A 13,576-nucleotide genomic window follows, 5' to 3' on the forward strand; every position below is an offset into this window, starting at 1 on the left:
CAGCCGCAGCGTCAGCGAACGGGCGTAGGGGGTCAGGGCGTCGGTGACCTGCTGAGCCAGCTCCCGGGTGGGGACCAGGATCAGCGCCAGGGGCCGACGGGACTCGGCACGCCGCCCGGCGATGCGGGCCAGCAGGGCCAGACCGAAGGCGAGCGTCTTGCCCGAACCGGTGCGTCCGCGGCCCAGAACATCACGTCCGGCCAGCGAGTTCGGCAGCGTGGCGGCCTGGATCGGGAACGGGGCGGACATACCTTGCGCACTGAGGGCCGCCAGCAGCGTCGACGGCATGTCCAGCTCGGCGAAAGTCTCGGCCGGGGGCAGTGCGGGAGTGTGGGTGACGGGCAGGGCGAACTCTCCCTGCCGTGTCGCGGGACGCCGTCCGGGGCCCCCCGAACGACCCGTGCCCGAGCGGTTCGGCCCACCGGATCGGTAGCCGCCGCGGCCTGAGCCGGAGCGGGAGTAGCGGTCATTCGTGCGAGCTGTGCGGTTCATGGAGAACCTTCCTCGATGCGGTACGTCGAGGAATTCCCGGCGGCCATGAGCCACAACGCAGAGAATCGCAAGAACGAACCGATGAAGGGGCCCGCACCCAAGGTGCGGGCCCCAGCTACGGTGTGACGCGTCAGCGTCAGGCGGGAACGATGTTCTCGGCCTGCGGGCCCTTCTGGCCCTGCGTGACGTCGAAGTTCACCTTCTGGCCTTCCAGCAGCTCACGGAAGCCCTGGGCGGCGATGTTCGAGTAGTGGGCGAAGACGTCAGCGCCGCCACCGTCCTGCTCGATGAAGCCGAAACCCTTTTCCGCGTTGAACCACTTCACGGTGCCAGTAGCCATGTCTATCTCCTTCGGGGCAGTGCCCGGAGCCCGCACCGTGCGAGCTCCGTATCGCTGCGTTGATTGCCCGTCCGGAAACAAAACACCGGAAATACGAAAGCGCTCCGCCATGTACGACAGCGAGCACGCTTGAAGTCTTGGGAACCACAACTGCAACTGAGATCGAAGGTAGCACGGTGCTGGCGGCGATGCGCGGCACATGATCCCGACGCTTTCGAGAGGGCAAAAAACCCTTACCGCACCAGTGGCCATTTCTGTAGTTGCGGCATGAGATATTCAGCGTCGGCGCTCGCCCGTATTCGATTGGAAATACGTCGGCCTCCTCGGCCACCGCCCAGCGTTCACAGGCGCGGGACGGCACACGCTCCTGCCGTCGAGGTGCTATTCCTCCCCGCCCTCACCCGCAGCACCGGCCACACCAGTCACCCCCGCCGCATCGGCCGCGGCCTGGACGAGGTTCTGTTCCAGGCGTTCCAGGGTGTGCAGGGCCGCGGTGCGCTCGTCGGCGGAGAGGCCGGCCGTCGAGAGTTCCTCCAACTGGGTCCAGACCTGCTCGACCTCGCGGCGCAGGGCGTGGCTGGCCACCGTCGGCTCGATGAGTGAGGCGCGTTTGTCGGTGGGTGAGGGGCGGCGACGGACGAAGCCGGCCTGCTCCAGGCGCCGGACGGTGCGGGTCATGGTGGCGGCGTCGGAGTCCATCAGGCGCACCAGGTCGGTCTGGCGCTGGGGGCCGAGTTCCCACAGGTGCATCATGACCAGCTCCTGACCCGGATGGAGGCCGATCCGGCGCAGGAGCTGTCCGGCGAACATGCGGTGCAGACGGGCCAGGCGGAAGATCGCGTGGCTGACCGGCCCGCCGCCCGCCGCGGCCGGCACCGGAACGGTGGCCTCCGGCCCCACCCCTGCGGGGCCCTTCCCGGCTGCCGGCGTGGACTGCGTCATCTGTATCTCACTTTCCTGTTCGGTCAGCTTAAGTCTATCTCTCAACCCCAGGGCTCATCGCGCCCACGTCGACACCAAGCCACATATGCGCAGGTGACAGGGGTGTTGCGCGCTTCAGATGCGAGCCCGGGAAGGGATTCACGCTGGTTATCTGTTCGGACAGGTGATTTACTTGTTCAGACAGGCATCCGCTGGACCGGGCTCCCGAGTTCCCGTGCCGCGGCACCTCACATCTCCCGAGGAGGAGACCATGACCACTGCTTTCGATCCGATCGTCCTGGGCGGCAAGCACCTGGCGAATCGCCTCGTGATGGCGCCGATGACCCGCAGCCGCGCCTACGGGCCGGACGCCGAGCCGACCGAGCTGATGGCGACGTACTACGCGCAGCGCGCCGGGGCCGGGCTGATCGTCACCGAGGGCATCCAGCCCTCGCCGCTCGGCCAGGGCTACCCCGACACCCCCGGCCTGCACACGGCCGGGCAGGTGCGGGCCTGGCGGACGGTGACCGACGCCGTGCACCGCGAGGGCGGTGTGATCTACGCGCAGCTGATGCACACCGGGCGGATCGGGCACCCGAGCCTGCTGCCCGACGGACTGGTCCCGGTGGGGCCGTCCGCCGTGACCGCCAAGGGCCAGGTCTTCACCCACGAGGGGCCGAAGGAGTTCGTCACGCCGAAGGAGCTGACCGAGGCGGAGATCCGGCAGACCGTCGCCGACTTCGCGGACGCGGCCCGGAACGCGGTCGCGGCCGGGTTCGACGGCGTGGAACTGCACGGCGCCAACGGCTACTTGATCCACCAGTTCCTCGCGCCCAACACCAACCACCGCACCGACGCCTGGGGCGGCGACACCGAGGGCCGGATCCGCTTCGCCGTCGAGGTCGCCACGGCCGTGGCCGAGGCGATCGGCAGCGACCGGGTCGGCCTGCGGATCTCGCCCGGGAACCAGTTCAACGACATCTCCGAGGACAACCCGGACGAGGTCTACCTCGCCCTGCTGGACCGGCTCGCCGGCCTGGACCTGGCCTATCTGCACCTGATGGAGGGGCCGAACCGCGAGCTGACCCCGCGGCTGCGCAAGGTCTGGCCCGGCACGTTCGTCCTCAACCCGTTCACCTACCCCGACGTCACCGGCCCCGACGCGCTGGCGCTGATCGAGGACGGGAGCGCGGACATGGTGGCCTACGGCGCGCTGTTCCTGGCCAACCCCGACCTGCCCCGGCGTCTCGCCTCCGGCGGTCCGTTCAACTCCCCCGACACGGCCACCTTCTACGGCGGCGACCACCGCGGCTACACCGACTACCCCGCCCTCCCCGCCTGAGCGGTGCCCCCGCCGAGGCGGCCGCACCGCGAGTGACGGCGCGTGCGGGCCCTTCTCCACTGGCGACATCGAGGCCCGCCGCAACCGGGGCAAGGTCGTTCTCCTCCCCTGGGGGCCGTTCGCGTGACTACGGCGAATCGGGCCCCGGTTGTCAGTGGTGAGCTGTACCGTTCGCGCCATGGTCACCCCTGTCACACCTGATGAGGCGAACGAGGCGATACGTGCCTTCATGGTCGCGCCCGTCCGCCGTGGCCGGCCGTTGTGGCCGGAGGAGCAGGCCGAGTACGAGGAGTTGCTGGACGCGTGGGCGGCGGCCGTTCGCGGCGGGTCGCACGCGTCCCCGTCGCGCTATGCGTTGAACGGCTCCTGATGCGCGTTGCGCCTCGGCGTACCGGTTGCGGTCCAACTCGTCTGCGTTGAAGGGGCGTTGAGGTCAGGTTACTCACCCGGGCGATGTCAGACCTCGTTCCTGCAGTGGGCCCCATGAGTCGATGGATGGCCGACAACGAAGACGCGCGGCACGAGATGCATCTGTGGGTCGGTGAGATCCCGGAGGCGTTGCGGGAGTTGCGCGCCGAGGAGCCGGTTCGCCTATCGGGATGGAGTCCCGGCGGGCCTTCTGCGCGACGATGTATCTCGGTGAAGTGCTGCTGACCGTCGCCGGCGGGACCTGGGGGTGGAACCGGCGGAAGGGTCCCGGGGCGCCCATGGGGCAGCCCGTCGTCTGTCCTGATCCCGCGCTCGATCTGCAGCCCGTCGCGCCGCTGTTGCTCATCGCGCATGCGATGCGGACGCGTACGGGGGATGCCTTTTCCTGGGAGGTGGCGCGGCTGCGCGCGGCCGTGGCGGAGGTGCGTGAGCGGGAGCCGGGCTGGGAGCCGGTCGTGGTGCTTCCCGTGGAAGAAGTCGCCCGCAAGGCCGGCACGGATCATCCGGAATTGGTGGCGTGGCTGGACCGGCGGGGGGCGGCGTTTCCCGGGTGGGCGGCTGAGGTGGGGTCGCCGGAGCGAGGGGATTTCGGTCTCGACTCCCTTGAACTGCTGGAGGAAATCGTCCGGGAGAGGTTCGCGGACGGTGAGGAAATTCTCGCTGAGAAGAGGAGTGAGTTCGCCTTACCCGATGGAGGGCCACCTGTACGAGGTTCTGGAGGAATTCGGGTGAGGGCCCGTTCCGCCGCCCGGGCATTCCGTGGGCAGACGTCGGCGGCTGCCGGGCGGAGTCGTTTCGGCGGGCGGTGCGCCGGGCCGGAGCGGGTAAGTGTTGGGGGGGTGTGCGTGCGGTGGGTGGTGGAGGCCGGGGTAAGGGGCCCGGGGGGCCCGTATTGGGTGGGCTGTGCAGTAGTTGAGCGGGCTTCCGAATGTACGGGCGCGGGAGCGTACGGCCGTTCTGCGGGCGCGTATCCGCTTGGGGCGGGGCGGGACCAGTGGGGCCGGACGACGCGCTGACCTGGGATGTTGTGCGGGGTGGGGAGCGCCGGCGCCGGAGCGTCCGGTGGGCGTGCGCAGGCGGGCGGACACCACCGGGAGACGCCTGGAGCCGCGCCGCACTCCTTCGCCACTGTGCGCGATGCCGTGGCGGCGACTTGACTGCGGTCATGGCGATTCGTGCCCGCTTATTGGGTAATGACCTGTCCAGTTCCGGTATCACTGGATATGCCAACGTGAAGCGTTGGAGGCATGTGCATGGAGGCGCACCATGGCCGCCCGACCCCTCGTCGCGCGACAGATCAACCAGCAGCTGCGATCGCTCATCCAGGAGGCCGCGGTGTCCAACTCGGGGCTGGCCCGGCAGGTGAACGACCTGGGGCAGGAGCAGGGGCTGGATCTGCGGTACGACAAGACGTCCGTGAGCCGGTGGCTGAGAGGGCAGCGGCCCCGCGGCCGGGTACCGGCCATCATCGCTGAGGCGCTCAGCAGCAAACTCGGCCGTACGGTGTCGACCGAAGAGATCGGCATGGCCAACGGCAACAGTGTGACCTGCGGGATCGGCCTGCACTTCGCGGCGGACGTGGAGGACGCGCTGGCACAGGTGCGCGAACTGTGGCACATGGACGCCGAGTCCAGGGACGCGCTGTCCGGCGCCGCCATGGGCACCTCCGCACTGGTCGAACCGAGCAGGGACTGGCTGATCAGCACCGTGGACCCGGAGGTGGCGCGGGAGCGGCGGCTGGGTCCGCGGGCCGGGACCGCCGAGGTGGAGCTGGTGCGGACGACGACCGAGGCCCTGGTGGAGCTCGACCACCGCATCGGCGGCGGCTATGTGCGTCCGGTGGTGGTCTCGTGCCTCAACAGCGTGCTGTCGGGCCTGATGACCGGCAGCTACGGCGAGACCACCGGGCGCCAGCTGTTCGCCGCGGCCGCCCGGCTGACCGAGTTCGCCGGGTACACCGCCCTGGACACCGGTCAACCGGGCCTGGCGCAGCGGTACTACATCCAGGCGCTGCGCCTCGCACAGGCGGCGGACGACCGCTGCTACGGCGGCTACGTACTGGCGTCGGGGCTCAGCCATCTTGCCGTCGACGCCGGGTGCGCGAGGGAGGCGGTGCAGCTCGCCCGGGCCGCCCAGGAAGGGACGCGGGGGCAGGCGCCACTGGCCGCGCAGGCGCTGTTCTACGTGGCCGAGGCCCGGGGCTACGCCCTCCTCGGGGACGCCCGGATGTGCGGGATGCTGGGCGACAAGGCGTTAGAGGCGATGACGCATGCCGCGCCCGGTGACACCCCGGAATGGATCGCACACTTCGACCGGGCCTATCTGGCCGACGAGTTGGCGCACTGCTACCGCGATCTTCAGCAGCCGCGTCAGGCGGCCCGGCGGGCCACCGAGGCGCTGGCCCGGCATCCGCGGACCCGTGTGCGCCGCCGCGCCATCGATCTGCTGTTGCTGGCCTCCGCGCTGGTGCAGGCCGGTGACGTCGAGGAGGCGTGCCGGGCCGGTGAGCAGGCGCTGGCGCTGCTGGGAAGGATGCGGTCGGCGCTGGGCGAGCGGTACCTGGAGTCGTTCCGGGCCGAGCTGCGGCCGTACCGGGACACCAAGCCGGCCTGCGCGTTCGACGCGCTGGTGCAGGAGAGCGAGACGCGGGTGCCGCTGCAGCGTGCGGCCGGTCGATGACGGGCACGTAGCGGCGCCGGCGGCCAGGTGGACCGCTCCGTCCCGCGGGGGAGGTGGCGCGGAACCGGTACTTCCTGGCCGTCGGCTGTCGGGGGCGGCTCCGGGCGGTGCGCGGAGCCGGCGGGCGCGGGTCGCTCATCGGGGTCCGTCACGGCGGCGTGGGCCGCTCGGTGCACACGCCCGCGGTGAGCGGCAGCGAGGCCCAGACGGTGCAGCCGTTGCCGGCCTCCACCCGGCGGCCCCACTGGACGGCGGACCTGGCGACGAGTTCCAGTCCGCGGCCGTGCTCCTGGCCCTGGCCGGGGCGGCGCATCCGCGGTACCCAGGGGGTGCCGCCGTTGTCGTGCACCTCGACGTGCAGCAGGTCCCCCGCCTTCCGCAGCCGGCAGGTGATGCGCATGCTGGCGGAGTGCTGGATCGCGTTGGTGACGAGCTCGGAGAGCACGAGGAGGACGAGGTGGCGGGTGTCCTCGGCGTGGATCCGCTGCCCGTCGAGCCAGGCGCGGGCCAGGACGCGGCAGACCGGTACGGATCGCTCCAGCGGGGGCAGGCCGATGGAAAGCCGGCCTGCTGTGCGCCAGCCGTCGGCGGGAACCAGCGCGCTCCTGGCGGCGGGCCAGGTGTCGATGTGCCGGGCTGTCAGTATGACGTCGGCGCCGTGCATGGTGGGTAACACGACTACCCCTTTCGTAGGTGCCTCGCGGGACCCCCGATATCACGTCTTGAATTCACGGAAAACCGATCCGTTCCGGGATTCCACTTCTGGCTTTCTCATTCATTCAAGCAGTGCGGAGAGCGCTCCGGAAGGCGCGCTACGAAGCATTGAGCGCGGCCACGAATATTGGGAAGTGAAATACTATCAGCGCAAGAAAACGGTTGCGTATGCGCGAGAAATTGCTGCATTGCCGGGTTATCGGCGCCGGGAACGGTACAGCGTGGCCGGACAGCACCGCGTTCGGCGGACACCGGTCGGGTGCCCGCCGAACGCGGGATGATGCGTGCCGGCCGCCGTTACGTGGCGGTCAGCTCCAGCCCCAGCAGGCCCGCGACGCCCTCGGCGAGCGCCGCGAGCGTCGGGTGCTGCCAGACGAAGTCCCGGGCGAGGGTGACGCCGGCGGAACGCTCGACGCGCCCGCGCAGCTCCATGGCCAGCAGGGAGTCGAATCCCAGTGATTTCAGCGGGGTCTGCGGATCGAGGGGGCCGTCGCCCAGCCTGAGCACGGCGCGGACGTGGCCCGCGAGGAAGTCCTCCAGGGCGGCCCGGCGCGCCAGTCCGGCGGGCAGCGCGACGAGCCGGGCGCGCAGGTCCTCGGTGTCGTCGGGGCCGGCCGGCCGGTCCGCCGGCCGTTCGCCGGAGGCCGCGACCGCGCTGAAGAACGGCAGGTGCCGGCCCGCGGAGGGCAGCCAGGTCTCCGGCGGACCGGGCAGCACACCGGTCTGCACCCGCCGTCGGGCGAGCAGGCTGTGCAGCGCGGCCATGCCCTGGTCGGTGGGGATGGTGCGGTAGCCGCGCCGCCCGAAGTCCGTCGCGACGCCGATCTCGCCCCAGGGGCCCCAGTTGACCGCGAGGGTGGGCAGGCCCTGCCCCGAGCGCCAGGCCGCGAAGCCGTCGAGCCAGGAGTTCGCCGCGGCGTAGGCGCCCTGGCCGGGGTTGCCCAGCAGCGAGGCCATCGAGGAGAACGCCGCGAACCAGTCCAGCGGATGGCCCGCGGTGGCCTGGTGCAGATGCCAGGCGCCGACGGCCTTCGGCAGCCAGACCTTCGCCAGCTGCTCGTCGGAGACGTTGGTGAGCACCGCGTCGTCGAGGACCATCGCGCAGTGCACGATGCCGCGCAGCCGCGATCCGTCGGCGGCCGCGGTGGCCACCAGCCGTTCCGCGGTGCCGGGTTCGGCGATGTCGCCGAGGACCACCGAGACCTTGGTGGTGTCGTCGCCGAGCCCGGCGATCAGCCGGGCGGCCTCCGGGGACGGCGCGGAGCGGCCGTTGAGGACGAGGTGGCCGGCGCCGTGCTCCGCGAGCCACTGCGCGGTGGCCAGGCCCAGGCCGCGCAGGCCGCCGGTGACGACGTAGGCGCCGCCCTCCTGCACGGGCAGGTCCATCTCGGGCAGCACCGCGCGCGCCTCGCCGCCGTTGGGCACGGTCAGGACGAGCTTGCCGACGTGGTCGGCGGCGGCCATCGTGCGGAACGCGGTGGCGGCTTCCCCGAGCGGATACTCGGTGCAGTGCAGGGGCTTCAGCCGCTCCTCCTCGAACTCGTCCAGCACCTCCTGCCAGACGGCGGTGAACACGCCGGGGCGGTGGCGCCGCAGCTCGATCAGGTCGACGGTGCGCAGGGTGACGTTGTGCCGCAGCGGCAGCATGCCCAGCGGGGCGTCGGAGAGGATGTCGCGCACCCCGAGCTCCACGAACCGGCCGAAGGGGCGCAGCGTCTCCAGACCGGTGCGGATGGCCGCCCCGGACAGCGAGTTGAGCACCACGTCGACGCCTTCGCCGGTGACCTCGCGGATGCGCTCGCCGAAGTCCAGCGACCGGGAGTCCATGACGTGGCGGATGCCCATGCCCCGCAGGTAGCGGCGCTTGTCCTCGCTGCCGGCCGTCGCCAGCACCTCGGCGCCCAGCGACCGGGCCACCGCGATCGCCGCCAGCCCGGTGCCGCCGGTGGCCGAGTGGATCAGCACCCGTTCCCCGGCGGTGAGGCGTGCCACGTGGCGCAGCGCGTACCAGGCCGTGACGAAGGCGACCGGCAGTCCGGCCGCGGCGACGGGGTCGACGCCGAACGGGACCGGCGCCACCGTCTCGGCCGGCACGGTCAGGAACGACCCGAAGGCGCCGCCCCGCAGATCGACGGCGATCACCTCGTCGCCGACCTGGAGCCGGTCCACGCCTGCGCCCACCGCGCTGACGACACCGGAGCATTCGAAGCCGATCCGGTAGCGGACGTCCTCGTCGCCGGGGAGCAGGCCCATGGCGGTCAGCACGTCCCGGAAGTTCAGGCCGGCGGCGGTGACCCGCACCTCGACCTCGCCCGCCCGGGGCGGCCGCCGCCCGGTGACCGCGTACTCCAGGCTCGACAGGTCGCCCAGCCGGCCGGCGCGCAACCGGAAGCCGTCCACGCCGTGCCGCACGGTGCAGGGCGTGGCGGCCCGGCTCTCGGGGGCCGCCTGCGGGGCGGGCCGCAGCCGGGCCACCCAGCGGCCGCCGGCGCGCAGCGCGACCTCGTCGTCGTCCGCGTCGGCCAGCAGCTCCAGCGCCACTTCCGTCGGGTCGGCGTGCCGGGGATCGGCGTCGATCAGCGCCGGGCGCAGCTCGGGGTGTTCCAGCGCGGCGACCCGCACCAGCCCGCGCAGGGCGCTCTGGCCCACGTCGACGGTGTCGCCCGGCTCGACGTTGCGGGCTCCCCGGGTGACGACGCACAGCCGCGGCGCGGCCGTGGTGCCGGTGACGGCCTGCACGGCGCCGAGCAGCCGGCGGGTGCGCCGCAGGGACTGCTCGGCCGGCTCCCCGCCGCCCGGGCTCCCGCACACCAGCACCACGCCGCGCGGCGGTTCGAGGCCGGCGGCGAGCCGCTCGGTGAGGGTGTCGCGGAAGGTGTCGAGACCGGTGTCGTCCAGCGGCAGGTCCCAGACGCTCGTACGGGCGCAGCGGGTGCGCAGCGCGGCGGCCAGCACCCGGGCGGCGCCGTCCGCCTCGCCCACGAGCAGCCAGCTCCCCGGTGTGCCGCCGCCGTCCGGGGTGGGCCGGGCCGCCCGCTGCCAGCCGATCTCCAGCAGCCAGTCGTCGGCGGCCGGGGTGTCGCGCACCGCCCGTCGTACGAAGCGGATGCCGTGGGCGGCGAGGACCACCGTGCCGCCTTCGTCCAGGAGGCGGACGTTCGCCACGACGGCGTCCCGCGCGTTCTCGCTGATGTGCGCGTGGCCGTACGCGGCGGTCGCGGGGTCGCCGAGGACCCGTACCGCCTGCATACCGACCGGCAGCACCAGGGCCTGGTCGTCCTCGTGCATCAGCGGCGCGACCGCCAACTGGGCGCACAGGTCGAGGAGTACGGGGTGGACCGGCAGTCCGGGCGCGGGATCGCTCGCCGCGGGCGGCAGCGCGACCCCGGCGACGTAGCTGTCGTGGTGGCGCACGGAGCGCAGCTCGGTGATCCCGGTGAAGGCCGGGCCGTGCTCCAGTCCGCGCCGGCGCAGGCTGCCGTAGAACTCGGCCGGGTCCAGCGGCAGCGGGTGGCGCATCCGCAGCGCGTCGACGGATCTCGTGCGCGCCTCCGGCCGTACGGTCAGCCGGTGCAGCACCGCGTCGGCCTGCCGCTCCCAGCCGCCGTCCTCGCCCCGGGCCAGGATCTCGCAGTGCGCGCGGTCCGGGGCCGTCATCGTGACGACGGTGCTGAGCTCGGTGTGCCGGTCCAGGCGCAGCAGCTGCTCGAAGTGGACGTCGGTGACCTCCACTTCGTGCGGGGCCGCACCGAACACCTCGCAGGCGGCGGCGAGCGCCATCCCGCAGTGGGCCGCACCGGGCAGGACCGTGTTGCCGTGCACGCGGTGGTCGGCGAGCCAGGGCAGCGCGTCCGTGCCCGCGTCGGCGCGCCAGCAGTGCCGCGCCGGCTCACCGGGCACCTCGGTGTGGAGGCCGGGCAGCGGGGCGTCCGCGGCCCCGGCCGGGTCCGCGGGGTCCGGGCCGTGTGCCCAGTGGTGGCGGCGGTCGAAGGTGAGGGTGGGGGCGTCGACGAGCTGCCCGTCGGCGTAGAGGCGACGCCAGTCGACCGGCACGCCGGCGCAGTGCAGGGCGGCGAGCTGGGTGCGCAGCGTGGTCTGTTCGTCCTCCTCGCGGCGCAGCGTGGGCAGCACGACGGGGGTGCCGGCCAGCCCCTCCAGGCTCCGCTCGACGGAGTGGGTGACGACGGGGTGCGGCGAGAGCTCGACGTAGACCTGGTGCCGGTCGGCCGCGGCGGCGGCCACCGCCTCGGCGAACCGGACCGGGCGGCGCAGGTTGTCGCACCAGTAGTCGGCGTCGAAGGCCGGCGTGGTCCCGGCGTCGACGACGGTCGAGTAGAACGGCACCTCGGCCGGCCGGGGGGTGAGCCCGGCCAGCGCGGTGCGCAGCGCCGGCAGCACCGGGTCGACGAGCGGGCAGTGCGAGGCGACGTCCACGGCGATCGGGAAGACCGGGACGCCGCGCGCCTCCCAGGCGGCGGCCAGCCGGCTCACCTCCGCGGTCCGCCCGGCCACCACCGTCGAGTCGGGCGAGGACAGCACGGCCACCGAAACGGTCTCGGACGCTCCGTCGGCGAGCTCCTCGCGGACCGCGGCGGCGCTCAGTCCGACGCTCAGCATGCTGCCGGTGCCGGCGATGTCGCTCAGCAGACCGGAGCGGCGGCAGATCACCCGGACCCCGTCGGCCAGCGACAGGGCCCCGGCCACCACCGCCGCGGCGACCTCGCCCATCGAGTGGCCGATCACCGCGGCCGGTTCCACCCCGTACGCGCGCCAGGTGGCGGCGAGGGCGATCTGGAGGGCGAACAGCACCGGCTGCACGGTGCCGCAGCCCTGCACGGGCTTGCCGCGCCGCAGCACGTCGAGCACCGACACCTCGCTCTGCGCCCGGATGAGTTCGTCGGCCTCGGTGAGCGCGTCGAGGAAGGCCGGTTCGCTCTTCAGCAGGCCGCGGCCCATGCCGGGCCACTGGGAGCCGTGCCCGGAGAACACCCACACCGGCTGCCGCTGCACGGCCGCGCCGACGGCGCCGGTCAACACCGCCGGGTGGCGCCGGCCGTCGGCGAACGCCCGCAGCGCGCCGACCAGTTCGCGCCGCCCGGCCGCCACCAGCCCCAGCCGGCCGCGGCCCGCGCAGCGCCGCAGGGCCAGGGTGTGCGCGAGGTCCCGCAGCGGTACGTTCGCGCCCTCGCTGCCCTCCACCCAGTCCGCGAGCCCGGCGGCCGCGGCGGGCAGTACGTCCGGGGACCCGGCCCCCAGCAGGAACACCTCGGGGGCGGCCGGCGCCGGGGGCGCGGAGCGCCGCGGGGCGGCCGGCTGCGGGGCCTGCTCCAGCAGGACGTGGACGTTGGTCCCCGAGAAGCCGAAGGAGGACACCGCGGCCAGCCGGGTGGGCGTGGCCAGCGGCCAGGAGGTGAGTTCGGTGGGGACGAAGAAGCGGGTGCCGGCCGCGCTGATGGCCGGGTTCCAGCGCCGGAAGTGCAGGTTCGCCGGTACGGCACCGCGCTGGAGGCACAGCACGCTCTTGATCAGGCCGGTGACGCCGGCGGCCGGCTCCAGGTGCCCGACGTTCGTCTTCACCGACGTCAGGGCGCAGCGGCCCGGCCCCTCGCCGTAGACGTCGGCGAGGCCGGCGAACTCGACGGGGTCGCCGACCGGCGTGCCGGTGCCGTGGGCCTCGACCATCCCCACGTCGTGGGGGTCGACCCCGGAGCGGCGGAGGGCCTCCCGGTACAGGGCCCGCTGGGCGTCCGCGGAGGGCGCGGCCAGCCCGTCGGACGAACCGTCCTGGTTCGTCGCCGAGCCGCGCAGCACCGCCAGGATCCGGTCGCCGTCCCGTAACGCGTCGTCGAGGCGCTTGAGCACCACCACGCCGCAGCCCTCACCGCGGACGAACCCGTCGGCGCCGGCATCGAAGCTCCGGCAGCGGCCGCTGGACGACAGCATGCCCATCCTGGCGAACGAGCGGGTGATGCGGGGGTGGAAGGTGAGCGTGACGCCGCCGGCCAGCGCCAGGTCGCACTCGCCGGCGTTCAGCGCCCGGCCCGCCATGTGCACCGCCACCAGCGACGAGGAGCAGGCGGTGTCCAGCGCCACGCACGGGCCGTGCAGCCCCAGCAGGTACGAGATCCGGCCCGCGGCCACGCAGTGGCCGTTGGTCAGGATCGACCCCTCCAGCTCCTGGGGCCCGCCGGCGAGGTGGTCCATGTAGTCGGCGTAGCTGATGCCGGTGAAGACGCCGGTGGGGGTGGCGTGCATCCGCTCCGGCGGGAGGCCGGCGTGCTCCAGCGCCTCCCAGGTGACCTCCAGCAGCAGCCGGTGCTGCGGGTCCAGGGCGTCGGCCTCGCGGCCGGCGACGCCGAAGAAGGCGGCGTCGAACCCGGTGACCTCGCGCAGATAGCCGCCCTGACGCGCGGTCTCGCTCCCGGGGTCGCCGCGGCCCAGGGATCCGCCGGGGGCCAGCCGCCGGCGCTCGGCGGGCAGGTCGCCCACCGCGTCCCGGGCCTCGGCCAGCAGCCGCCACAGGGCGGCCGGCGTGTGGATGTCCCCGGGCAGCCGGCAGCCCATGCCGATGACGGCGAGGGGCTCGGAGCTGCCGGCGGTGTGCGGCCCGGGTGCGGGAAGGGGTGTGTGGTTGGTCATCGCGTCTCCGTACGTACGTC

8 protein-coding genes are annotated in these 13,576 nt (G+C 73.1%); 3 read left to right on the forward strand and 5 right to left on the reverse strand.

Features of this window, described 5'->3' with window-relative positions:
• The 3 genes from OO62_RS36725 to OO62_RS32255 all read right to left on the reverse strand — a co-directional run.
• Positions 1–492: DEAD/DEAH box helicase (locus OO62_RS36725; RefSeq protein ID WP_037685603.1), on the reverse strand; the 492-nt coding region annotated here is incomplete at its 3' end.
• 136 nt (positions 493–628) lie between these two features.
• Positions 629–832, reverse strand: coding sequence for a cold-shock protein (locus OO62_RS32250; RefSeq protein WP_033271224.1), 204 nt, complete (start codon positions 830–832; stop codon positions 629–631).
• A gap of 381 nt (positions 833–1,213) precedes the next feature.
• Entirely contained in the window at positions 1,214–1,774 is a 561-nt protein-coding gene (locus tag OO62_RS32255) for a MarR family winged helix-turn-helix transcriptional regulator (protein ID WP_063739080.1), read from the reverse strand.
• A gap of 250 nt (positions 1,775–2,024) precedes the next feature.
• On the opposite strand from OO62_RS32255, the gene OO62_RS32260 reads away from it, so the two are divergent.
• The 3 genes from OO62_RS32260 to OO62_RS32275 all read left to right on the forward strand — a co-directional run bounded on the left by OO62_RS32260 (position 2,025) and on the right by OO62_RS32275 (position 6,203).
• Positions 2,025–3,095, forward strand: coding sequence for an alkene reductase (locus tag OO62_RS32260; RefSeq protein WP_033271225.1), 1,071 nt, complete (start codon positions 2,025–2,027; stop codon positions 3,093–3,095).
• 178 nt (positions 3,096–3,273) lie between these two features.
• Positions 3,274–3,465, forward strand: coding sequence for a hypothetical protein (locus OO62_RS32265; protein ID WP_033271226.1), 192 nt, complete (start codon positions 3,274–3,276; stop codon positions 3,463–3,465).
• A gap of 1,325 nt (positions 3,466–4,790) precedes the next feature.
• Positions 4,791–6,203, forward strand: coding sequence for an NsdA family TPR-like regulatory protein (locus tag OO62_RS32275; protein ID WP_033271228.1), 1,413 nt, complete (start codon positions 4,791–4,793; stop codon positions 6,201–6,203).
• 148 nt (positions 6,204–6,351) lie between these two features.
• On the opposite strand, the gene OO62_RS32280 is transcribed toward OO62_RS32275, so the two are convergent.
• Together OO62_RS32280 and OO62_RS32285 are read right to left on the reverse strand one after the other, a co-directional pair.
• On the reverse strand, positions 6,352–6,879 hold the full coding sequence (locus tag OO62_RS32280; RefSeq protein ID WP_228332466.1) for an ATP-binding protein: 528 nt from the start codon (positions 6,877–6,879) through the stop codon (positions 6,352–6,354).
• A 335-nt stretch (positions 6,880–7,214) separates the two neighbouring features.
• Positions 7,215–13,556 carry a type I polyketide synthase gene (locus OO62_RS32285; RefSeq protein WP_078617474.1) on the reverse strand — a complete coding sequence of 2,114 codons (6,342 nt, stop codon included), beginning with the start codon at positions 13,554–13,556 and terminating at the stop codon, positions 7,215–7,217.
• Positions 13,557–13,576 lie beyond the last annotated feature (20 nt).

It is taken from the genome of Streptomyces lydicus, assembly GCF_000717345.1.
GTDB classification, from domain to species: Bacteria; Actinomycetota; Actinomycetes; order Streptomycetales; family Streptomycetaceae; genus Streptomyces; species Streptomyces lydicus.